This is a genomic window from Klebsiella sp. Shm-1 (genome assembly GCF_040804525.1).
GTDB lineage: Bacteria > Pseudomonadota > Gammaproteobacteria > Enterobacterales > Enterobacteriaceae > Klebsiella > Klebsiella pneumoniae.
This window is the reverse complement of the sequence record NZ_CP161823.1, coordinates 2,891,677-2,914,212: the sequence shown is the minus strand read 5'-3', so window position 1 is coordinate 2,914,212 and position 22,536 is coordinate 2,891,677. Positions and strand designations below refer to the sequence as shown.

Sequence of the window (22,536 nt, the reverse complement as noted above, 5' to 3'; positions counted from 1 at the left end):
ATGTTTGCACTTTGCGATGTGAACTCATTTTACGCATCCTGCGAAACTGTTTTCCGTCCTGACCTGAAAGGGCGTCCGGTGGTCGTACTGTCAAACAACGACGGCTGTGTGATCGCCCGTTCACCAGAGGCGAAGCCCTTCGTTAAAATGGGTGAGCCGTACTTCAAACAAAAGGATATTTTTCGCCGGCACGGTATTATCGCGTTTAGCAGCAACTATGAGCTTTATGCCGATATGTCCAACCGAGTGATGACAACGCTGGAGGAAATCTCTCCACGCTGCGAAATTTACAGTATTGATGAGGCATTTTGCGATCTTACTGGTGTTCGTAACTGTCGCGATCTTACCGAATTTGGCAGAGAAATTCGCGAGACGGTTCTGCGCAGGACGCACCTCACGGTCGGCGTCGGCATAGCCCAGACTAAAACCCTGGCAAAGCTGGCCAATCACGCTGCGAAACAGTGGCAGCGACAGACCGGAGGAGTGGTGGATCTGTCTAATCTGGAAAGACAGAGGAAGTTGATGGCTTTGCTGCCGGTGGATGAGGTCTGGGGTGTTGGCCGCCGTATAAGCAAAAAGCTTGAAGCTATGGGGATAAAAACCGTCCTGCAGCTAGCTGATACGGATATCCGCTTTATCCGTAAACACTTCAACGTTGTGCTTGAGAGAACCGTCCGGGAGCTTCGCGGCGAGCCGTGTCTTGAGCTGGAAGAGTTTTCGCCAGTGAAACAGGAAATCGTCTGCAGCCGGTCGTTCGGGGAGCGCATTACCACCTATGAGCAAATGCGCCAGGCTATCTGTTCATATGCGGCCAGAGGCGCAGAGAAACTTCGTGGAGAGCATCAGTATTGTCGTTACATCTCCACCTTTGTGAAGACATCTCCCTTTGCGCTGAACGAAAAATACTACGGCAACAGCGGGTCCATTAAGTTACTAACGCCCACGCAGGATAGCCGGGATATCATCAATGCCGCGGTAAAGTGCCTGGATGCGATTTGGGTCGAAGGGCACAGGTATCAGAAAGCGGGGATCATGCTCGGTGATTTCTATAGCCTGGGTGTCGCGCAGCTGAACCTGTTTGATGACAATGCGCCACGGCAGAACAGCGAGAAACTGATGGAAGTTCTCGACCACCTCAATGCAAAGGACGGGAGGGGAACTCTCTATTTTGCAGGTCAGGGGATCCAGACCACCTGGCAGATGAAGCGTGAAATGCTTTCTCCGAGATATACAACGCGTATTCAAGATGTGCTAGTTGTAAAATGATAGGAGTTAGTATGTAATAACAACTTGATAATATCTTATGGCTAACTTAAGTGAGGTGTCATGTATATGGCAAAGATAGGGCGAAATGATTCTTGCTGGTGTGGGTCAGGAAAGAAATATAAAAAATGTCACTTGGGAAGAGAAAGGGAAAAAAATATAGATCGAGGCGATGTTAATTCAGTTCTTAAACTATTTACAAATGTAAGTAAGTGTAGTGTTCCTGATGATTTAAAACACGAATGTGAGCGCAAGATCGTTAAGGCTCATACATTATCAAAATCAAATAGTCTAAAGGAAATCGCAAAGAATGGTCATGTATTAGGAACAAGTAAAGGTTTTGATGCATTTGAAAGGCATAATGGTGTGCTTAGTTTTGATAAAATAGGAATTAACAAAGCATTAACTTTCACAGGATTCTGTTCTTATCATGATAAAATGCTTTTTTCCTGCATTGAGGATGAAGAGTTTATAGCAAATAACAAGCAATGCACTATGCTTGCTTACAGGCCTTTGATGAGAGAATTCTATGTTAAAGAGGCAAATCTAAAAGTTGTAGAGGCAAGCAGGATATTCGATAGAGGATGGGACTTCCAGGCCCAGTTGGCATGGGCAAGACAAGTGAATGAGAATATTGAAGGTACAAGATTAAGTTTAAAGGATTTGAGTTATATTAAGGATGAAATTGAGTCGTCAATCAAAGATAATACATTTAGTGCATTAAAGCATTTAATTATAAAACTTGAGGAACCCCCAAAAGTAATGGCATGTGGCATTTATGCCCCAATTGTTGATATTCTAGGTAACGAAATTCAAGAAATAACAAAAGAAGACGCGAGACCTGAATATATAATCACAAATGTTTTAGCTTTAGATGGTAATGGTTACGTGATTTTTTCATGGTTACCAGAAGATAATAACGTAATTCAAAAGTTTATTGCATCTATTAAGAAATGCTCCAGACATCTCTTAGGTGACAAACTTACAAATCATATCCTTTCATTTATGGAGAATGTTTTTGCATCAGAGGAGTGGTGGGACTCTCAGGGGGATAAACAGGGATATATAAATGAGTTATTGATGCAGGGAGTAAGAATGCATGTTTATGATTTAGGACTTATTTCTCATGATTATAATAACTACAATGCTATAACAGTAAATGAAATCATTGAAATTTAATTAAAGAATGTTTAATTTATATTTTTTAATAGTTCAGCGTATTGATTTTTCACATTACCAACTGCGCTTGAAACAGGGTGCCAAGTAAAATGGTCGGTTGGCACGGCGCCGTCGACGGCTATCTCCTCAGCCTCTTTCCCTCCTATATCCTGTCTCATCCATTCCCTGGCTGCTTCTGGTGACAACACCAGCGGCCGGCGGTCGTGAATATCTACCAGACCTTTATCAGCTGCTGCAGTGACGATCAGAAATCCTTCTGCTTCATCTCCGCGTTCAAATGGTGTGCTTCCGATTGCTGCCATGAATATCGGTTGGCCATCGGCACGATGGATGAAGTATGGCTGCTTCTTGTCGCCTTCCTTCTTCCATTCGAACCAACCATCAGCAAAGCAGATCGCCCGGCCATGTTGCCATAGCGGCTTAAACATCCTGCTGGTGGCCGCGGTTTCTACTCGAGCATTAATCAGCGGTGGTTTATCCCACCATCCCTGGGCGTAACCCCAGTGTACTGGATCAAGATGCAACTGCTCGTCGCGTTCGCTCAGGAGCAAAACCTTTGTCCCTGGCGCCACGTTGTACCGGCCGATTGGTACGGGGTCATAAGCGATGTCACGATCGGCTTCATCGGCAAGATAGGAAAGAGAATCTTCGCGGCTCATTGACTGGGAAAAGCGTCCGCACATATCAACCTCCAGTGGTCAGACTGAAAGTATAGAAGGTGTGGAGGAGTCGGAAGGGAACTCCGACAGCCATCGAACTAATGACTGTCGGAGATGACGTTAAAAATAATGTGTACAAAATTGTGTATTAAAATCAGAATCACAGAATGATTTTAAATACTAACTCATTGCTTTTAATTGATAAAATAGTTTATTGAGTAGGTGCTATCGTAGGGCATACCATTCCTTATGTTTCAGTGGGTTAGCCATGGCACCGAGAATATCGGAAATTACGTTGACAATAATCACCAGCGCGCCAATCACCATCACTCCGGCGGAGATCGCCGCGTAGTCCTGCTGGCGAATAGCGTTGATCAGCCAGCGGCCTAGTCCAGGCCAGCTGAACACCATCTCAGTGATCATCGCCAGGGTGAGCATGGTGGAAAACTGCAGGCCGAGACGCGGGATCACCGGCGGCAGGGCGTTGTGCAGCACATGGCGCAGTAGAATTTTGCGTCGCGACACGCCGCGGGTGGCGGCCGCTTTTACATAGTTAGTGTCATACACCTCGCTGGTGCTAATGCGCATCAGGCGGATCACTTCGGTGGTGGGGGCGACCGCCAGGGTCAATACCGGCAGCACCATATGCCGGGCGGCGCTGACGATCATCTCATGGCGCCACGGCGAGTCCGAAAGCCAGGCGTCGATCAGCGCGAAACCGGTGACATTTTTCACCTCATACAGCAGATCGAAGCGACCGGAGACAGGAAGCCAGCCGAGGGTCAGGGAAAAGAAGAGGGTCAGGAGCAGCGCCAGCCAGAAGACCGGGATCGAGAAACCGACCAGCGCGACGGCGCTGATCAGGGTATCGGGCCATTTATTGCGCATTACGCCGGCGATCATCCCCACCGGAATGCCTATCAGCAGGGCAAAGCCGAAGGCGAGGATGCACAGCTCCATGGTCGCCGGGAAAACCTCGCGCAACTGCTCAGAAATCAGCTGGCCGTTAATGCTGGAGACGCCGAAATCCCAGTGCAGCACCCCTTCAAACCAGAACAGCCACGCATTCCACAGGGAAGCGCCCTGCAGTGGGGCATGAGGGGTGAAATAGCTCAGGCTGAAACCGACAAAGGTCAGAAAAAAGAGGGTGATCAGCAGCAGCAGCAGACGGCGCAGGGTAAAAATAATCATGGCTTTTTCACCTCTTCAGTATTTTCCCGCGATACGCCAGCGAACGAAGCGTTACCGAAAGGGCTGAGCACCAGGCCTTTCATATCATAGCGGTAGGCCTGCAGCCGTAGCGACGAGGCCAGCGGCAGGACCGGCAGTTCGCGGGCGAGGATCCGCTGCGCCTCTTTGTAAGCGTCCATCCGCGAGGAGAGCTGCTGCGAGAGCAGCGCTTTTTGCAGCACGTCGTCAAACTCCCGGTTACACCAGTGGGCAAAGTTGGTTTGCGAGGCGATGGCCGCGCAGCTCAGCAGCGGTCGGAAGAAACTGTCCGGATCGTTACTGTCCGTCGCCCAGCCGGAGAGCGTCAGGTCGTGGCTCATGTCCATCAGGCGCGCCTCCTGGAAACGTCCCTCTACCGGCACAATAATCACCTTAACGCCAATCTGCGCCATATCCGCCTGGATAAGCTCCGCCGTTTTCAGCGGGCTGGGATTCCACGCCTGCGAGCTGGTGGGCACCCACAGCTTGAGGGTCAGGTTTTCCAGACCCAGGGCTTTCAGGCGGGCGCGGGCCTCCTGCGGATTATATTCGGTAATTTTAGCGTCATTATCGTAGGCCCACGAGGCCCGCGGCAGCATGGACGCCGCCGTCTCCGCGGTGCCATAGTAGATGGACTGCATCAGGCGCTGGTTGTTAATCGCCAGCGCCAGGGCATGGCGCACCTCAGGATTATCCAGCGGCGGCTTGGCGGTGTTGAAGGCCAGCCAGGCGATGTTCATTCCCGGGCGCAGCGTCAGGCGCAGGCGCGGGTCGTCACGCAGGATCGTCAACTGGCTGGCGGCCGGCCAGGCCAGCACGTCGCATTCTCCGGTCAGCAGTTTCGACAGGCGGCCGGTGCCGCCGGAGCCAAGGTCGACCACCACCTGGGGCATCAACGGTTTGCCGCGCCAGTAGCCGGGGTGGCGCTGCAGGCGAACATATTGTCCGGAGCGGTAATCGGATAGCTGGAACGGGCCGGTGCCAACCGGCTGGCGGTCCAGTTGCTCCTGGCGGTCGTCCTGCGTTAAGCGGGCGGCATATTCGGCAGAGGTAATTGACGCATAGTGGGTGGCCAGATGCCAGAGGAACGAGGCGTCCGGCCGCTTGAGGCGAAACTCCACGGTCTGATTATCCAGCTTGCGGACGCTCTCCACGCTGTCAGCAAACTGCAGACTGTCGAAGTAGGGGAAGCTGCTGCCGTTGACGTTGTGCCACGGATGGTCGCGGTTAAAAATACGGCCAAAGGTAAAAATGACGTCATCGGCATTAAAGTCCCGCGTCGGGGTAAACCACGCCGTGCGTTGAAACGGGACGTGGCGGCGCAGGTGAAAGCGGTAGGTGGCGCCGTTATCGAGAACTTCCCAGCTCTCCGCCAGCTCGGGGACCAGCCGGTAGGTATAGGGATCGACGTCAAGCAGACGATCGTAGATCTGAGCGGCCAGCGTATCGACAATCAGGCCGCTGCTGACTTTCTGCGGGTTAAAGGTATTAACCTGGCCGCTGACGCAATAGACGAAACCGCTATCGCGGATATCGGCGCGGTCGGGGAGCGCAGGGGCGGCAAAAGCTGGCCCACACAGCAGGGAAACGGCTGCCAGGAGAGATGACAATTTCAGGCGCATATTTTCTGTTTGATTATAGAGCTGAACTCTATCTTATTAAGATTAATAGACATTCACCACCGCCTTCAACAAGCCTGAGGGATAATGCGGTTACCGGGTGCGTATAGTATTCAGTCAATTGATTAAAATAGTCGCGGAACCGAGTCTGTATAGTGAAACATGGTAACTTTTTATCGCCGATATCGCCAGTCAGCTCTGTTTGGCCGCGGTTGACCAAACGGCGACGACGTGCGGACGCTAGAGAATAGATTCAGTATAGCGGGGAGAAAGCCGATGACCCGACGGGCGACTAGCCGTACCCGTCGGGTGTGATACAGGGGGAGCGTGTTTCGATTATTGTGACAGTGTCACTTTATGATAGTCCATGTTCTGCAGGTCCTCCAGCAGCCCGGGGCCAACCGGCTGCCACTGCAAGCGCTCGCGGGTCCATGCCGAGCTGGCGCGCAGGTCAAGGGCGGTAAACGGCGCAAACCAGCCGAACCAGGCGTCGACCTGCGAGTCATCCAGGTGGGTCAGCGGCAGGTTTAATCCGTGGGCAATTACCGCGGCAATATCGCGTAATGCGATCCCCTCTTCGGCCACCGCATGATAGCGCTCGCCGGCCGCGCCCTGAAGCAGCGCGCTGACATACAGACGTGCGACGTCATCGACATGGGCGGCTGACCAGCGGTTGCTTCCCTCGCCGCGCAGGGCTACCGCCCCGTTGGCGACCGCGCGTTCGATGTAGCAGGTCAGCAGTCCCTGACGCACGGTGTCATGCACCTGCGGTAAGCGGACCACCCTGACATCCACTCCCGCCTCCAGCAACTGCTGGCCGGCGAGCTCTGAGGCGGTGCGCGGGCTGGGGTGCCCTGAGTTGAAGAACGACTCCCGGGCCGGGGCGCCGCTCCCGTCGTCGCCCATCAGCGTGCCGGAGGTGATCACCAGCGGCCGCGTGCTGCCTCGCAGCGCCTGGCCCAGGGCCAGGATCGCCTGGCGGTCTTTCTCGCAGTTAGCGGCAAAGCGGCTGAAGTCGTGGTCGAAGGCGGTATGGATCACCGCGTCGGCGTTCCCGACGCCAGCCAGCAGCGACTCCGGGGCATCCAGCGTGCCGCGATGCACCTCGGCGCCGGCCGCCTTCAGGGCCTGTGCGGTGCTTTCGCTGCGCGCGAGGCCGATAACCTGATGGCCCGACGCCTGCAGCGCCGGAAGAATACGTGAGCCGATAAATCCGCTCGCGCCGGTAAGAAATATACGCATCATGGATCTCCTGAATGGGTTTCAGGCGTATCCTACCTGCGATGTCATACTATAAAAGTAGAGACATTATCGGGGTATAAATTCTAACAGGCAGAACCCACAGGCAGATGATGAACACTTCTGAGAACCATGCTTTAGGCGATTTTCTCCGCGCCCGCCGCCAGCGTCTCGATCCGGCAACGTTTGGCTTCCCGGCGGGACGCCGGCGCACCCCGGGGCTGCGCCGCGAAGAGGTCGCGCAGCTCGCCAGCATCAGCCCGACCTGGTATACCTGGCTTGAACAGGGGCGCGGCGGGGCGCCTTCCCGCGAGGTGCTGGAGCGGATCGCCCGCGGTCTGCGGCTGACCACCCCGGAGCGCGAGCATCTGTTTATTCTCGCCTTTGGCCATCCGCCGCAGACGCGTCTGACGGTGACGGATGATATGACGCCGCGGCTGCAGCGGGTGCTTGACGCTTTCACCATTCCGGCGATTATCCGCACCGCCAGCTGGGACGTCATCGCCTGGAACGCACCGGCGGCCAGGGTGCTGACCGACTACAGCCAACTGCCGCTGGCGGAGCGCAACGTGCTGCGCCGCCTGTTTACCCGGCCGGAGGCCCGCTGCACTCTGGAGGACTGGCAGAGGGTGGGGCAGCTTATCGTCAACGCCTTCCGCGCCGACGTCACGCGGATGGGCGCCACGAAAGAAACTGACCAGTTGATCGCGGAGCTCAGCCAGCAGAGCGTCGAGTTCGCCCGTTTCTGGCAAAGCCATGACGTCGCCGGCCACGGCGAGGGCTATAAGCGCATTAATCACCCGCAGATGGGTCCGCTCGACCTGGAATTTACCTCCTTTGCCGTGGAGGGCCGTCCCGATCTTTCCCTGCTGGTCTTTAATCCGGCAACGACGGAGAGCCAGCGGAAAATTCACGGTTTACTTCAGGGGGCTGTGGGCGACTGAGGGGTAAACTCGTACAGCACCAGCGCATTGCTCTGCAGCGAGTCGATCCGCAGCCAATAGCCATCGAGCCTGGCTTCATCCACGCTGAGCGCCGGACGGGCCTGATGCATCAGCCACTGATAATCCTCGGCGTCAGGGCCGCTGCGGCTGCGAAAGGCGTCCACCAGCGGGAACAACGCGCCGTGGTGCTGATCGAACAGGTGCTGTTTGATGCGCCAGCTGCCATCCAGGCCCTGCAGCCGCACGCTGTAGGGCTGGCTGAAGCGCTGGATAAAGGCCGCTTCGCTGGAGAGCCAGGGATTGTAGACCACCGTATTGCGCAGCAGCAGCTGGTAGTGACCCTGGTGGTGGAGCAGCAGCAGGTTTTTATCGTGAACCAGGATCTCGCCGCGCAGCCGCCGCCAGAGCCAGAGTACCCAGTAAACCGGGCGCGGCAGGCCGTGCAGATAGTGCAGCGCCAGGCTGGAGGTATCGAGCTTGCCGTTGGCGCGAGCTTCGCCCTGGAGGCCTGAATTTAACCAGAAGCCCGCCAGCCAGACCTGGTCCGCCACCCCCAGCAGATTATCCATCAGCAGCGCGCCGCGAAAAAAGCGGCCGTTGGTATCCCGCGTATCGCCAGTCAGCGTATTCCAGGAGAGCAGCCACAGCGGCAGGTTGAGCTGACGCTGGCGCAGGGCGCTGTGGATCTGCCGCAGCTTGTGCAGCGGGTAATGTTCGCTGGAGGCCAGGCGGCTGCTGTCTGCCTGGGCCAGATCCAGCTGTTCGTTGGCATCTGCCTGGCAGGCGAGAAAATCCGCCTCTGCCAGCAGCGGCGAGTGGAACAGCGGATCGTTCCCGGGATCGCCGGGAGCAAAGCGGTGCCAGATCCCCAGCTGCGGCTGCGGCAGCAGGCGATGAAGGACCCCGCGCTGCTGCCGCCAGGCGGCCTGGCGCGCAGCTTCGCTGGCCTGCGGCGACCAGTGCCAGACAAAGCGCCAGCTGTTGAGCGTGGCTGGCGGAAAATGGTTGGCGGCGAGCTGCAGGAAGCGCTGCAGCAGGTCACTGCGGGTGGTGACGCCGGTGTGCAGGATCACCTGCCAGCCCATCGCCGCCAGCCAGCTAAAAATCTGCTGCAGGTTGTACCAGCAGGCGTAGCCGGCCATCTGCGGATCGTCCCAGCCGGTGCCGAACAGCCGACTGCTGAGAAAGGGATCGTTGATATCGATGGCATACACCGGCAGGGCGTGGTGCAGCTGTTCGAGTTCCCGGCGCACATCTTCGCGCAGCAGATCGTCCAGTTCGCGCACGGTCACCACCATCCGGGTATGGCGCAGCGCTACGGGGCGCGCTGGACGATCGCGCAGATTGATCTCCCGGGTCTGCGGTGGGTTGATCGGCAGGGGGGGACTTTCCCGGTCGCGTGGTTCCGGCTCATTGAGTCGCGCATACAGCCGGTCGGCCGCCACCGGCTGCCAGCGATCGGCCTGCGGCGGGCGCGGTCGGGCAAGCTCCAGAGGATGCTGTTCACGATACTGGCGCGGCGTCACGCCGTGCTGGCGCTTAAACAAATCGCTCATCATTCGCGTACTGGCGAATCCCTGTTCGCGGGCGATTTGCTGGACGGTTTTGCGGGTGGTTAATAGCTGGTCGGCGGCGTGGCGCAGGCGCAGCGCGGTGAGGTACTGGACAAAACTTACCCCGACCTCTTTGCGAAATAAGCGTGACAGCCAGGCCTCGGAGACAAATTCCGCGGCCGCCACCTCCTGCAACGAGAGGCGACGCTGATAGTTAGCGTCGATCCGCGCCACCACGCTGGCTATTCTCCGGCTCCATTTTTCGGTATCGCGCCGGGGCGTGGAGGCGATGGGCTGGCTAAAGCGCGTGGCCAGCAGCAGCGCTATCTCACTCAGCCAGCGGTTGGCCTCCAGTCGGTAATGGCCAGGATGATTGACCAGGCCGCTCACCAGCAGCTGGCGCATCAGGCGGCGCAGGCCGTCATCGGCATCCCGGGTGCGCGGCGTTATCTGGTAATCGACGGCAAAAAAGGCATTATCGAGGCGGGCCAGCCAGCTGGCGGAGAGGGTGAGGATCATCACGGCGTTAGCCCCGGCGCTGCACAGGCTCCAGCGACGGTTGCGGTTAACGATCGCCAGCCCGTCGGCGGCGAGCGGCTGCGACGCACCTTCCGCCACCGCCAGATTTACGCTTCCCTCCAGTACCCACAGCAGCGTCAGCAGATCGCTTTCCGGCTGGGTCAGCTGACGCACATCGCGTACGGTGACGCTAAAGTCGCCTGAATGCTGCTCCACATGACTCTCCTCTGTAGACAAAAAACAACCGGTTGTTTTTTGTCATAACCGATATGTATGAAAAACACTCATTGATTTTTCGTCAATATAAAACAAAAAAGCGCGCCTGCAAGCTGAGGCACCCGCATAAACTCGAAGGTGTCGTGCAAACACAACACAGGAATAACAAAAATGACACATCCGTTGCTAGAAGCATTGCAGGTTAACGAGGCGCAATTTATCGCTCTGCGTCGTCGGTTCCACCAGCAGCCGGAGATCGGCTTTGAAGAGCACCAGACCAGCAGCGAGGTCGCCCGACTGCTTGGCGAGTGGGGATACGAGGTTCACCGCGGCCTGGCGGGCACCGGAGTGGTGGGCACGCTGCGCGTCGGCGAGGGGAAAAAACGCCTTGGCCTGCGGGCGGATATGGATGCCCTGCCGATGCAGGAGGGGAGCGGTAAGCCGTGGGCAAGCCAGGTTGAAGGGCGCTTTCACGGCTGCGGCCATGACGGGCACACCACCACGCTGCTCTACGCAGCTGAATATCTGGCGCGCACCCGGCAGTTTACCGGCACGCTGCAGCTGATTTTCCAGCCCGCGGAAGAGTTGCTGTACGGCGGGCGGGTAATGGTCGAGGACGGTCTGTTTGATCAGTTCCCCTGCGACGCCATCTTCGGCCTGCACAATATGCCGGGTCAGCCGTTGGGCAAGATCGGCCTGCGCGACGGGGCGATGATGGCCTCCTCCGATACGCTGCATATTGAAGTGAAGGGCGTTGGCGGCCACGGCGCGGTGCCGGAGCATACGGTGGATGCCACGCTGGTGGCCTGCCATATTACCCTCGCGCTACAGTCCATTGTCTCGCGCAATATCACCCCGTTTGAGCCGGCGGTGGTGACCGTCGGCAGCATCCAGGCCGGTCATGCGCCCAATATCATTAACGATCACGTGCTGATGAAGCTCACGGTGCGCACCCTCAATGAGCAGGTGCGCGAGACCGTGCTGCAGCGGATCCATGATATCGCCGTGGCCCAGGCGGAGAGCTTCAATGCCACCGCCACGCTGACCCACGTCAACGGCAGCCCGGTGTTGCGTAACGATCCGGCGACGAACGCCATGGTGCGGGAGGTGGCGACAGCGCTGTTTGGCGCAGAGCAGGTGGGCGAGGTGAAGCCGTTTATGGGCAGTGAAGATTTTGCCTTCATGCTGGAGCAGCACCCGCATGGCAGCTATTTCACCATCGGCGCTGGCGACGAGCCTGACCGCTGCATGGTGCATAACCCGGGGTATGACTTCAACGACGCGCTGTTGCTGACCGGCGCGGCGCTGTGGTGCGGCCTGACGGAACGCTATCTGCGCTAATCACGAGAAACGGGAGGGCCATGCGATGAGCACTGTCACAATAAGCGACACCCCGTTTGTCGGCAACGATCGCCTGCTGGTGGGGATTGTGTTAAGCGTTTTAACCTTCTGGCTGTTCGCCCAGTCGGTGATTAACGTGGTGCCGGCGATGAAAAGCAGCCTTGATATCTCTCTTGAAACCTTAACTCTGGCCGTCAGTCTCAGCGCGCTGTTCAGCGGCTGCTTCGTGGTCGCCAGCGGCGGCCTGGCGGACAAGTTTGGCCGGATGCGGATGACCACCCTCGGGCTGGGGCTGAGTATCGTCGGCAGCGCCATGCTGGTGGTTGCTCAGGGACCGGGGCTGTTCCTGGCCGGCCGGGTGCTGCAGGGGCTGTCGGCAGCCTGCATTATGCCGGCGACGCTGGCGCTGATTAAGACCTGGTATGAGGGGCGTGCGCGGCAGCGGGGGTCAGCTTCTGGGTCATCGGCTCGTGGGGCGGCAGCGGTCTCTGTTCCTTCGTCGGCGGGGCTATCGCCACCGGTCTGGGCTGGCGCTGGATCTTCGTCTTCTCGATCGCCGTTGCCCTGCTGGCGCTGTTTTTGCTGCGCGGCACGCCGGAGAGCCGCAGCGCCAGCGCCAGCCAGCATAAGCTGGACGTCGGCGGTCTGCTGAGCCTGATTGTTGCGCTGGTGCTGGTGAATCTGTTTATCAGCAAGGGCCACGGCTGGGGCTGGAGCAGCCCGCTGTCGTTGACCATGCTGGCCGGGGCGCTGGCGGCGGGGACGATATTTATCCGCAACGGCATGCGCAAAGGTGAGGCGGCGCTGATTGATTTTGCGCTGTTCCGCAATCGGGCCTACGGTGCGGCAGTGCTGTCGAACTTTCTGCTCAATGGGGCGATTGGCACCATGATGATCGCCAGCATCTGGCTGCAGCAAGGGCACCACCTGACGCCGCTGGAGAGCGGGATGATGACACTCGGCTATCTGGTGACCGTCCTGGCGATGATCCGGGTCGGCGAGAAGCTGCTGCAGCGCTATGGCGCCCGGCTGCCGATGATGGCCGGTCCGGTGTTGACCGCTATCGCCATCGCGCTGATATCCTGCACCTTTCTCGAAAAGGCGCTGTATATCGGGGTGGTGTTCGCCAGCAACGTGCTGTTTGGCCTCGGGCTGGGCTGCTACGCCACGCCATCGACGGATACCGCGGTGGCCAATGCCCCGGAGAACAAAATCGGCGTCGCCTCGGGGATCTATAAGATGGGCAGCTCGCTGGGCGGGGCGATGGGTATCGCCGTGACAGCGTCACTTTTCGCGCTGTTTTTACCGCTGGGCATGGCCCATGCCGCCCAGTATGCCCTGTGGTTTAACGCCGTCTTATGTCTGGGGGCGATGGCGGTGAGCGCGCTGCTGCTGCCGCGCGCCTCTCACAGCTGATGCTTTTTCAGCAGCGCGCGGAGCTGGTGATAGGTTAATCCCAGCAGCTCCGCCGCCTGCTTCTGATGATACTTCGCCTGCTCCAGACTCCGCTGCAGCAGGCGTTTTTCCTGCTGGAGCTGGAAATCGCGCAGATCCAGCGGTAGCGCGGGCAGCTCATCGCCGGGCGCGGCTTCCGGCGGAGAGCCGGGGGACTGACGAAAAGGGTTAATAATAATCGCGTCCAGCTCATGTTCGCTGTCGCCGTGGCGATACACCGAGCGCTCAACCACGTTCTTCAGTTCGCGAATATTCCCCGGCCAGCGGTAGCCGAGCAGCGTCGCGGTCGCTCGTTCGCTAAAGCCGGGAAACAGCGGCAGACCGAGTTCGCGGCACATCTGGATGGCAAACTGGTTGGCGAGCAACATGATGTCGCTCTGCCGGTCGCGCAGCGGGGGGAGCTGTACCACGTCGAAGGCCAGGCGGTCGAGCAGGTCGGCGCGAAAATGACCTTCCTCGACCATCTGCGGCAGGTCAGCGTTGGTGGCGCACACCAGCCGGACGTTAACCTGCAGCGGCTGGCTGCCGCCCACGCGCTCCAGCTCGCCATATTCAATCACTCTTAACAGCTTCTCCTGCACCAGCATTGGGGCTGTCGCCAGCTCATCGAGAAACAGCGTCCCGCCGTCGGCGCGCTCGAAGCGCCCGGGATGGCGCTTGCTGGCCCCGGTGAAAGCCCCGGCTTCGTGGCCGAACAGCTCCGAGTCGAGCAGATTATCGTTCAGCGCCGCGCAGTTCAACGAGATAAACGGCCCCTGCCAGCGGCTGGAGAGGTAGTGGAGACGGTTAGCGATAAGCTCTTTCCCGGTGCCGCGCTCGCCGATGACCAGCACCGGTTTATCCAGCGGGGCCAGCCGGGAAACCTGTTCCAGCACCTCGAGAAAGCTGTTGGCCTCGCCCAGCAGATTATCCTTGTACTGCGCCATGATGAATTTCGCCATTAAGTAGTGTAATTAACCAGGTGACTGTAGCAATGCCCAGCACGTTTCGCAACCACCCTGTTTAAAATCAATAAGATAAAAAGTTGGCACGCCATTTGTATTAGCTAAGCCACAGGTGAATGCCTGAAACCAGAACTATGAGGATTGAAATTATGGGTATTTTTTCTCGTTTTGCCGACATCGTGAACGCCAACATCAACTCCCTGCTGGAGAAAGCGGAGGACCCGCAAAAGCTGGTGCGTCTGATGATCCAGGAGATGGAAGACACGCTGGTTGAGGTGCGTTCGACATCGGCCCGCACGCTGGCGGAAAAGAAACAGCTGTCCCGTCGTATTGAGCAGGCGGTCGCCCAGCAGGCGGAATGGCAGGAAAAAGCCGAGCTGGCCCTGCGCAAAGAGAAAGAAGATCTGGCCCGGGCGGCGCTGATCGAAAAACAAAAGCTGACCGACCTTATCGCTCAGCTGGATCATGAAGTGCAGCTGGTGGATGAAACCCTGGCGCGGATGAAAAAAGAGATTGGCGAGCTGGAGAACAAACTTAGCGAAACCCGCGCCCGTCAGCAGGCGCTGGCGCTGCGCCATCAGGCGGCGAGTTCATCCCGCGATGTGCGTCGCCAGCTGGACAGCGGTAAACTGGATGAGGCGATGGCGCGCTTTGAATCCTTTGAGCGTCGCATCGATCAGATGGAAGCGGAAGCGGAGAGCCACCGCTTTGGCAAGCAGCAGACGCTGGATCAGCAGTTTGCCGAACTGAAAGCGGACGATGAAATCAGCGAGCAGCTGGCGGCGTTGAAAGCCAAAATGAATCAGTCCAACCAGTAAGTATGATTGCGCGGCGCGGCGTTGCGCCGCGGCTCACCCCCTGTAAGGAGTACACATGAGCATGCTTTTTCTCGCCATTCCGCTGACGCTGTTTGTGCTGTTTGTTCTGCCGGTCTGGCTGTGGCTGCACTACAACAATCGCGGCGCCAACGGCAGTCTGACGCAAAATGAGCAGCAACGGCTGCTGCAGTTGACCGATGACGCGAAGCGGATGCGCGAACGCATTCAGGCGCTGGAAGCGATCCTGGACGCCGAACATCCGAACTGGAGGGACAAATAATGGCCGGGCTGGATCTGAATAAAAAACTGTGGCGTATCCCGCAGCGCGGGATGGTAAAGGGCGTCTGCGCGGGCATTGCTCAGCATCTTGATGTCCCGGTGAAGCTGGTGCGCCTGATTACCGTGCTGGCGATGATTTTCGGCCTCTTTTTCTTTGTCCTGGTGGCCTACATCATTTTGACTTTTGCTCTGGATCCGATACCGGACAGCGAGCTGTACGGTCATAAAGCGCCGAGCAATGGCGATCTGCTGGCCGCCGTGGATGCCGAACTGGCCTCCGGTGAACAGCGTCTGCGTGAAATGGAGCGGTATGTGACCTCCGACACCTTTACGCTGCGCAGCCGCTTTCGCCAGCTGTAAACCCTGTTTTTAACGAATGAGGCAACGCATGAATAGCAAATGGCAACGCGCCGGGCAGCAGGTGAAGCCCGGTCTGAAAATCGTCGGTAAGCTGGCGCTGCTGACCGCGCTGCGTTATGGCCCGGCGGGCGTTGCCGGCTGGGCGGTTAAATCGGTCGCGCGTCGGCCGCTGAAAATGCTGCTGGCGGTGGCGCTGGAGCCGCTGCTCAGCCGGCTGGCCAACCGCGTCACGCGCGGGATGAAATAATGCCGCCGTGGGGAAGGCGCAAAAGGATTAACGTTGTCCTGCTTATCCCCGGCAGATAGCTTATGATGACGAGACATACCTTCAGGGCATAACGGACTGGCGATGAAGCGACTGAAAACTGAATTGAATGCGCTGGTCAACCGCGGGGTTGACCGGCATTTACGTCTGGCGGTGACCGGCCTGAGCCGGAGCGGTAAAACGGCGTTTATCACCGCGCTGGTCAACCAGCTGTTGAATATCCACACCGGCGCCCGCCTGCCGCTGCTGAGCGCCGCACGCGAAGAGCGGCTGCTCGGCGTCAAGCGCGTGCCGCAGCGGGACTTTGGCATTCCCCGATTCACCTACGACGAAGGGCTGGCCCAGCTGTACGGCCAGCCCCCCATGTGGCCAACCCCGACGCGCGGGGTGAGCGAGATCCGTCTCGCGCTGCGCTACCGTTCGAATGACTCCCTGCTGCGCCATTTTAAAGATACCTCCACGCTGTATCTGGAGATCGTCGACTATCCGGGCGAGTGGCTGCTCGACCTGCCGATGCTGGCGCAGGATTATCTGAGCTGGTCGCGACAGATGACCGGGCTCCTGCAGGGACAGCGTGCGGAGTGGTCGGCCCGCTGGCGGCAGCTGTGCGCCGGGCTGGATCCGCTGGCCCCTGCCGACGAGGCTCGGCTGGCGGATATCGCTGCCGCCTGGACGGACTATCTCCACGCCTGTAAGCGCGAAGGGCTGCACTTTATCCAACCCGGGCGCTTTGTCCTGCCCGGAGAAATGGCGGGCGCGCCGGCGCTGCAGTTTTTCCCGTGGCCCGACGTCGACGCCGTCGGCGAAGCCAAGCTGGCGCAGGCCGATAAACACAGCAACGCCGGCATGCTGCGCGAACGCTACAAATACTATTGCGAAAGGGTGGTGAAGGGGTTCTACAAAGAGCACTTCCTGCGCTTCGACCGGCAGATTGTGCTGGTGGACTGTCTGCAGCCGCTCAACAGCGGGCCGCAGGCGTTTAACGATATGCGTCTGGCATTGACCCAGCTGATGCAAAGTTTCCATTACGGGCAGCGCACCTTGTTCCGCCGGTTGTTCTCGCCGGTTATCGACAAGCTGCTGTTTGCCGCCACCAAAGCCGATCACGTCACGATCGATCAGCACAGCAATATGGTGTCGCTCCTGCAGCAACTGATTCAGGACGCGTGGCAGAACGCCGCCTTTGAAGGGATCAGTATGGATTGCCTGGGGCTGGCGTCCATTCAGGCGACCCAGAGCGGGCTGATTGAGGTGAATGGCGAGAAAATTCCCGCCCTGCGCGGCAATCGCCTGAGCGACGGCCAGCCTTTGACCATCTATCCCGGAGAGGTGCCGGCGCGCCTGCCGGGCCAGGCCTTCTGGCAGCAGCAGGGATTTCAGTTTGAAAACTTTCGTCCGCAGGTCATGGATGTCGATCGGCCTTTGCCGCACATTCGTCTCGACGCGGCGCTGGAATTTTTGATTGGAGATAAACTGCGATGAGCGAACCGTTAAAACCGCGGATTGATTTTGATGGGCCGCTGCAAGCGGAGAAAATTCCGCCGCTGAAAGGCGCTCGCGCCTTCGACACCCTGGAGGCGGACAACTTCGCGCCAGCGCGGCTGGTGACCGGCGAAGAGGAAGAGGGGGCGGCGGAAGCGGTGGTGGAGTCGGTCCTGCGACCCAAACGCAGCCTGTGGCGGCGGATGGTCAGCGCCGGACTGGCGATCTTCGGCGTCAGCGTCGTGGCGCAAGGCGTGCAATGGACGGCTAACGCCTGGCAGACCCAGGACTGGATTGCGCTGGGCGGCTGCGTCGCCGGGGCGCTGATCGTCGGAGCCGGCGTCGGATCTGTAGCCACCGAGTGGCGCCGTCTGTGGCGACTGCGCCAGCGCGCCCACGAACGCGATGAAGCGCGCGATATGCTGCACAGTCACGCGGTCGGTAAAGCGAAAGCGTTTTGTGAGAAGCTGGCGCAGCAGGCCGGGCTGGATCAGTCGCATCCGGCGCTGCAGCGCTGGTATGCCGCGATCCACGAAACGCAAAGCGATCGCGAAGTGGTGAGCCTTTATGCGCAGCTGGTGCAGCCGGTGCTCGATGCCCAGGCGCGGCGGGAAATCAGCCGTTCGGCGGCGGAGTCGACGCTGATGATTGCCGTCAGCCCGCTGGCGCTGGTGGATATGGCGTTTATCGCCTGGCGGAACCTGCGGCTGATCAACCGAATCGCCACGTTGTACGGCATTGAGCTCGGGTATTACAGCCGTCTGCGACTGTTTCGCCTGGTGTTGCTCAATATCGCTTTCGCTGGCGCCAGCGAACTGGTGCGCGAGGTGGGGATGGACTGGATGTCGCAGGATCTGGCGGCCCGGCTGTCGGCGCGCGCCGCGCAGGGCATTGGCGCCGGCCTGCTGACCGCCCGTCTCGGGATCAAGGCGATGGAGCTGTGCCGCCCGCTGCCGTGGATCGCCGATGATAAACCGCGACTCGGCGATTTTCGTCGCGAGCTGATTGGGCAGTTGAAAGAGACCCTGCAGAAAAGCAAAACCCGCCCGGAGAAGTAACCTCCGCTCAGAGACATTGCCGGGCGGCGGCTTCGCCTTGCCCGGCCTACGACGTCAAGCTCTGGCACGCGCACCCTGGCAATATTCGATTAGGCGCATTCCGCCGCCAGCCACTCGCTGAAGGCGCGAAAGCGCGGGCGGGAACGGTTCTCCTGCGGACAGATCAGGTCATAGCCAAAGGGCGAGGGCGCTTCATTTTCAGACAAGGCCACCAGCCTGCCGGCGTCGAGCAGCGGCTGGATCAGCGTTTGACGCCCCATCACCACGCCGAGTCCATTGAGCGCCATCTCGATGGCCAGCGAGTGGTTATTCACCGCGTAATACCGGCCGTCAAAAGGTAACGCCTGTCCGTTGTGCTGGCACCACAGGCGCCATTCCGCAAATTGATCCTGTACGTCGGTGGATTCGCACGCATGGATCCAGACGAGCGCCGCCGGGTCGCCGCCGCTCAGCGGACGATACTGCTGGCGATAACGCGGGGAGCAGACCGGGAGCAAACTTTCCGCCATCAGCCGCTGTTGATAAAGATCGGGGTAGCGCGTGGCGCCGTAGTAAATTGCCAGATCCACCCGCTCCTCGTTAAAATCCATCACCCCGGCGCGCACGCGAAACTGCAGATTCAGTCCCGGCCATTGCGCCTGAAAGCGCGGCAGACGCGGCATCAGCCACAGATGGGCCAGCGTCGGCGCAATACCAATATGCAGTGTGCCGCGCAGATCCTGATCGCGAATATCCTCAATTTCATCGTTAATCGCCCGCAGCGAATGGCTTAACGTCGCCAGCAGCCGCTTACCTTCCTCTGTCAGCGCCAGTTTACGCGTCATGCGGATAAACAGGCGAAACCCGATGTGCATCTCCAGCCTGCGGATCCGATGGCTGACCGCTCCCTGGGTAAGGTTCATTTCATGCGCGGCAAGGGTAAAGCTCAGGTGGCGGGCGGTCACCTCAAAGGTCTGCAGCAGCGCAAGGATGCTTTGTTGCTCAAGCACAGATTGTCTCCCTTATGCATTAATTGAGTTCATGCATAGGCCGATTTAATTCGTTTGTTAGGCCAGTTTTGCCGGTTTTAAATAGTTATATCGTAACTAAACCGAGGTATACCATGTCAGGACTCAAAATTGTGGTGATTGGCGGTGGCTCCAGCTACACCCCGGAACTGATTGAAGGTTTGCTCAACCGCTATCACGAAATGCCGGTCGCTTCGCTATGGCTGGTGGACATTGAAGAGGGCAAAGAGAAAGTCGAGATTATCGCCGGACTGGCGCGGCGAATGATCGCCAAAGCCGGGCTGACTATTGAAGTGGTGGCCACCCTTGACCGGGAAAGCGCGCTGCACGATGCCGATTTCGTCTGCTCGCAGTTTCGCGCCGGCTGCCTTGACGCCCGGATCAGCGATGAACGTATCTCCCTCAAGTATGGCTTGATCGGCCAGGAGACCAATGGCCTCGGCGGCTTCGCCAACGCCTGTCGCACCATTCCCATCGCCCTGGAGATCGCTGCCGATATGGAGCGACTGTGTCCCGACGCCTGGCTGCTGAACTTTACCAACCCGTCGGGGATGGTGACCGAAGCGATCCTGCGCCATAGCCGCATCAAAGCCGTCGGCCTGTGTAACGTGCCGGTGATTATGCAAAAAGGGATAACCACTCTGCTGCAATGCGCTGACGAAAAAGAGGTGGTGATGCAGGTCGCCGGCCTGAACCACTTTATCTTCGTGCGCCAGATCCTGCACAAAGGTAAAGAATGGCTGCCGGAGGTGATAGCCGAAATCAACGCCGGTCGGGATCCGCTGGTGCCGCGCAACATTCCGCCGTTCCGTTGGCCGTCGCATCTGCTGCAGGGCTTAGGCATGATCCCCTGCGCCTATCTGCGTTATTACTACATGAAAGACGATCTGCTGCGCCAGGAGCTGGCGGAGGCGGGCGGCGAAGGAACCCGCGGGGAAGTGGTTAAGCAGCTGGAAAAAATCTTGTTTGACCAGTACCGCGACCCGCACCTGGCAGTCAAACCGAAGGCGCTGGAAGGGCGCGGCGGCCAGTACTATTCCGAGGCGGCCTGCGAGCTGATGAATGCCATCTACAACGACAAGCGGATTATCATGCACGTCAATACGCGTAATAACGGCGCCATCAGTGGCCTGCCGGATGACTGCGCGGTAGAGGTCAGCTCGCTGATTACCGCTTCTGGTCCGCTACCTCTCAATGTGGCGCCGTTCCCGGAAGATACCCTGCGTTTGCTGCAGCTGATGAAATCATTTGAACGGCTGACTATCGAGGCCGCGCTCACCGGCAACCGCCACACCGCATGGCGTGCTCTGATGCTGAATCCGCTGATCGTCAGCGGCGAGAAGCTCGAACTGGCGTTGGATGAGGTGATCGCTGAGAACCGTCAGTGGCTGCCTGCTTTCCACGCCTGACCCAAGACTCACCGGCCGCCTGGCCGGTGATTTAACCACTGACCGTCTGACTTTACGCCACAGCGCCCATTTTTCCGCCACACTGTCAATAATTGTTGACAGTTAGCTTCCCGAAAACCTATTCCTGGCCTATTATTCTCCCGTCATTGGCACTTTTAGGGTGAACACTCCCATGCGTCTTGAAGTCTTTTGTGAAGACCGTCTCGGTCTGACTCGTGAATTGCTCGATTTGCTGGTGCTGCGCGGTATTGACCTGCGCGGTATCGATATTGACCCTATTGGCCGAATTTACCTCAATTTCGCCGAACTGGAATTCGCCACGTTCAGCAGCCTGATGGCTGAGATCCGCCGTATCGCCGGCGTGACGGACGTGCGCACCGTGCCGTGGATGCCGTCTGAACGTGAACACCTGGCGCTCAGCGCGCTGCTGGTAGCGATGCCGGAGCCGGTGCTGTCGCTGGATACCAAAGGTCGGGTGGAACTGGCGAACCCCGCCAGCTGTCTGCTGTTTGGCCAAAGCCAGGCGAAGCTGCGTAACCACCCGGTGGCCCAGCTGATCGCCGATTTTAACGTTCAGCGCTGGCTGGAGAGCAGCCCGCAGGAGACGCATGCGGAGCATGTGGTGGTGAATGGGCAGAACTACCTGCTGGAAGTGACTCCGGTCTATCTGGAAGGCGAGCATAACGAGCGAGTGCTGACCGGCGCCGTGGCGATGTTGCGCTCAACCGTGCGCATGGGACGCCAGCTGCAGACCATGACCAGCCAGGATACCAGCGCCTTCAGTCAGATCCTCGCGGTGGGGCCGAAAATGCGCCACGTGGTAGAGCAAGCGCGCAAGCTGGCGATGCTCAGCGCGCCGCTGCTGATTGTCGGCGACACCGGCACCGGTAAAGATCTGCTGGCCCATGCCTGCCATCTGGCCAGTCCGCGGGCGGGCAAACCCTATCTGGCGCTCAACTGTGGCTCCATTCCCGAGGACGCGGTCGAGAGCGAGCTGTTTGGCGACGCGCTGCAGGGCAAGAAGGGCTTCTTCGAGCAGGCCAACGGCGGCTCGGTGCTGCTGGATGAAATTGGCGAGATGTCGCCGCGCATGCAGACCAAGCTGCTGCGCTTTCTCAACGACGGCACCTTCCGCCGCGTTGGCGAGGATCATGAAGTGCACGTCGATGTGCGGGTGATCTGCGCGACGCAGAAAAACCTGATCGAGCTGGTGCAGAAAGGGCTTTTCCGCGAAGATCTCTACTATCGCCTCAACGTCCTGACGCTGTATCTGCCGCCGCTGCGCGATTGCCCGCAGGACATCATGCCGCTGACGGAGCTGTTCGTGGCCCGCTTTGCCGACGAGCAGGGGATCCCGCGGCCGAAGCTCTCTGCCGATCTCAGTACGGTGCTTACCCGCTACAGCTGGCCCGGCAACGTCCGCCAGCTGAAGAATGCCGTCTATCGCGCACTGACCCAGCTGGAAGGATTTGAGCTGCGTCCACAGGACATTCTGCTGCCGGACCATGACGTCGCCTCGCTGCCGGTGGGCGAGGAGGCCATGGAAGGGTCGCTGGACGATATCACCCGCCGCTTTGAGCGCTCGGTGCTGACCCAGCTCTATCGCAGCTACCCCAGCACCCGTAAGCTGGCGAAGCGGCTGGGGGTGTCGCATACCGCCATCGCCAATAAGCTGCGTGAATATGGTCTGAGTCAGAAAAAGGGCGACGAATAATCCC

At 58.8% G+C, this 22,536-nt stretch carries 21 protein-coding genes; 14 read left to right on the top strand and 7 right to left on the bottom strand.

Annotated elements, in window-relative coordinates; translation table 11 throughout:
• Window positions 1–1,266, top strand: a complete 1,266-nt coding sequence (locus AB1E37_RS14305; protein ID WP_273665871.1) for a Y-family DNA polymerase — start codon at window positions 1–3, stop codon at window positions 1,264–1,266.
• A gap of 66 nt (window positions 1,267–1,332) precedes the next feature.
• The gene (locus tag AB1E37_RS14300; protein WP_273665872.1) at window positions 1,333–2,442 is read left to right on the top strand and encodes a YecA family protein; all 1,110 of its coding nucleotides are present in this window, start codon (window positions 1,333–1,335) and stop codon (window positions 2,440–2,442) included.
• Window positions 2,443–2,453: 11 nt separating this feature from the next.
• Here the strand turns inward: AB1E37_RS14300 and AB1E37_RS14295 are convergent, their stop codons facing one another.
• The 4 genes from AB1E37_RS14295 to AB1E37_RS14280 all read right to left on the bottom strand — a co-directional run bounded on the left by AB1E37_RS14295 (window position 2,454) and on the right by AB1E37_RS14280 (window position 7,174).
• Complete coding sequence (locus AB1E37_RS14295) at window positions 2,454–3,125, bottom strand: SOS response-associated peptidase (protein WP_048985174.1); 672 nt, start codon at window positions 3,123–3,125, stop codon at window positions 2,454–2,456.
• Window positions 3,126–3,326: 201 nt separating this feature from the next.
• Window positions 3,327–4,292: a putrescine export ABC transporter permease SapB gene (gene sapB, locus AB1E37_RS14290; RefSeq protein ID WP_002901816.1), complete on the bottom strand. Its 966-nt coding sequence runs from the start codon at window positions 4,290–4,292 to the stop codon at window positions 3,327–3,329.
• Window positions 4,289–5,932: an ABC transporter substrate-binding protein SapA gene (gene sapA, locus AB1E37_RS14285; RefSeq protein WP_002901817.1), complete on the bottom strand. Its 1,644-nt coding sequence runs from the start codon at window positions 5,930–5,932 to the stop codon at window positions 4,289–4,291. Before sapA ends, sapB begins: the two co-directional genes overlap by 4 nt.
• Before the next feature lie 333 nt (window positions 5,933–6,265).
• Window positions 6,266–7,174 carry an SDR family oxidoreductase gene (locus AB1E37_RS14280; RefSeq protein ID WP_004190601.1) on the bottom strand — a complete coding sequence of 303 codons (909 nt, stop codon included), beginning with the start codon at window positions 7,172–7,174 and terminating at the stop codon, window positions 6,266–6,268.
• A 107-nt stretch (window positions 7,175–7,281) separates the two neighbouring features.
• Between AB1E37_RS14280 and AB1E37_RS14275 the strand changes: the two genes are divergently transcribed.
• Window positions 7,282–8,112 (top strand): helix-turn-helix transcriptional regulator, encoded by an 831-nt coding sequence (locus AB1E37_RS14275; protein WP_032447499.1) that lies wholly within the window; start codon window positions 7,282–7,284, stop codon window positions 8,110–8,112.
• Here AB1E37_RS14275 and AB1E37_RS14270 read toward each other — a convergent pair.
• Complete coding sequence (locus AB1E37_RS14270; protein WP_032447500.1) at window positions 8,091–10,400, bottom strand: helix-turn-helix domain-containing protein; 2,310 nt, start codon at window positions 10,398–10,400, stop codon at window positions 8,091–8,093. The genes AB1E37_RS14275 and AB1E37_RS14270 overlap by 22 nt on opposite strands.
• A 171-nt stretch (window positions 10,401–10,571) precedes the next feature.
• On the opposite strand from AB1E37_RS14270, the gene AB1E37_RS14265 reads away from it, so the two are divergent.
• From AB1E37_RS14265 to AB1E37_RS14255, 3 genes are read left to right on the top strand one after another with little or no spacing between them, the layout of a single operon-like run.
• Window positions 10,572–11,741 (top strand): M20 aminoacylase family protein, encoded by a 1,170-nt coding sequence (locus tag AB1E37_RS14265; RefSeq protein ID WP_023279938.1) that lies wholly within the window; start codon window positions 10,572–10,574, stop codon window positions 11,739–11,741.
• A gap of 25 nt (window positions 11,742–11,766) precedes the next feature.
• On the top strand, window positions 11,767–12,393 hold the full coding sequence (locus tag AB1E37_RS14260; protein ID WP_223809861.1) for an MFS transporter: 627 nt from the start codon (window positions 11,767–11,769) through the stop codon (window positions 12,391–12,393).
• Window positions 12,321–13,157: an MFS transporter gene (locus AB1E37_RS14255; RefSeq protein ID WP_020805926.1), complete on the top strand. Its 837-nt coding sequence runs from the start codon at window positions 12,321–12,323 to the stop codon at window positions 13,155–13,157. The genes AB1E37_RS14260 and AB1E37_RS14255 overlap by 73 nt, the downstream gene beginning before the upstream one ends.
• Here AB1E37_RS14255 and pspF read toward each other — a convergent pair.
• Entirely contained in the window at window positions 13,148–14,137 is a 990-nt protein-coding gene (gene pspF, locus AB1E37_RS14250; protein ID WP_004148137.1) for a phage shock protein operon transcriptional activator, read from the bottom strand. The two genes, AB1E37_RS14255 and pspF, sit on opposite strands and share 10 nt — an antisense overlap.
• A gap of 152 nt (window positions 14,138–14,289) precedes the next feature.
• Between pspF and pspA the strand changes: the two genes are divergently transcribed.
• The 6 genes from pspA to AB1E37_RS14220 all read left to right on the top strand — a co-directional run bounded on the left by pspA (window position 14,290) and on the right by AB1E37_RS14220 (window position 18,402).
• Window positions 14,290–14,958 (top strand): phage shock protein PspA, encoded by a 669-nt coding sequence (gene pspA, locus AB1E37_RS14245; RefSeq protein ID WP_032447501.1) that lies wholly within the window; start codon window positions 14,290–14,292, stop codon window positions 14,956–14,958.
• Window positions 14,959–15,013: 55 nt separating this feature from the next.
• Entirely contained in the window at window positions 15,014–15,238 is a 225-nt protein-coding gene (pspB, locus tag AB1E37_RS14240; protein ID WP_002901911.1) for an envelope stress response membrane protein PspB, read from the top strand.
• Window positions 15,238–15,597 carry an envelope stress response membrane protein PspC gene (gene pspC, locus AB1E37_RS14235; RefSeq protein ID WP_002901913.1) on the top strand — a complete coding sequence of 120 codons (360 nt, stop codon included), beginning with the start codon at window positions 15,238–15,240 and terminating at the stop codon, window positions 15,595–15,597. The genes pspB and pspC overlap by 1 nt, the downstream gene beginning before the upstream one ends.
• A 28-nt stretch (window positions 15,598–15,625) precedes the next feature.
• Window positions 15,626–15,844, top strand: a complete 219-nt coding sequence (gene pspD, locus AB1E37_RS14230) for a phage shock protein PspD (protein ID WP_002901915.1) — start codon at window positions 15,626–15,628, stop codon at window positions 15,842–15,844.
• Window positions 15,845–15,946: 102 nt separating this feature from the next.
• Entirely contained in the window at window positions 15,947–17,344 is a 1,398-nt protein-coding gene (locus tag AB1E37_RS14225; RefSeq protein WP_002901917.1) for a YcjX family protein, read from the top strand.
• The gene (locus AB1E37_RS14220) at window positions 17,341–18,402 is read left to right on the top strand and encodes a TIGR01620 family protein (RefSeq protein WP_014907753.1); all 1,062 of its coding nucleotides are present in this window, start codon (window positions 17,341–17,343) and stop codon (window positions 18,400–18,402) included. Before AB1E37_RS14225 ends, AB1E37_RS14220 begins: the two co-directional genes overlap by 4 nt.
• Window positions 18,403–18,491: 89 nt before the next feature.
• Here AB1E37_RS14220 and AB1E37_RS14215 read toward each other — a convergent pair whose 3' ends face one another.
• Window positions 18,492–19,346, bottom strand: coding sequence for a LysR substrate-binding domain-containing protein (locus AB1E37_RS14215; RefSeq protein WP_032447970.1), 855 nt, complete (start codon window positions 19,344–19,346; stop codon window positions 18,492–18,494).
• A gap of 158 nt (window positions 19,347–19,504) precedes the next feature.
• On the opposite strand from AB1E37_RS14215, the gene AB1E37_RS14210 reads away from it, so the two are divergent.
• Both AB1E37_RS14210 and tyrR read left to right on the top strand, forming a co-directional pair.
• Window positions 19,505–20,818, top strand: coding sequence for a 6-phospho-beta-glucosidase (locus tag AB1E37_RS14210; protein WP_023327986.1), 1,314 nt, complete (start codon window positions 19,505–19,507; stop codon window positions 20,816–20,818).
• 172 nt (window positions 20,819–20,990) lie between these two features.
• Window positions 20,991–22,532: a transcriptional regulator TyrR gene (gene tyrR, locus AB1E37_RS14205; RefSeq protein WP_002901979.1), complete on the top strand. Its 1,542-nt coding sequence runs from the start codon at window positions 20,991–20,993 to the stop codon at window positions 22,530–22,532.
• Window positions 22,533–22,536 lie beyond the last annotated feature (4 nt).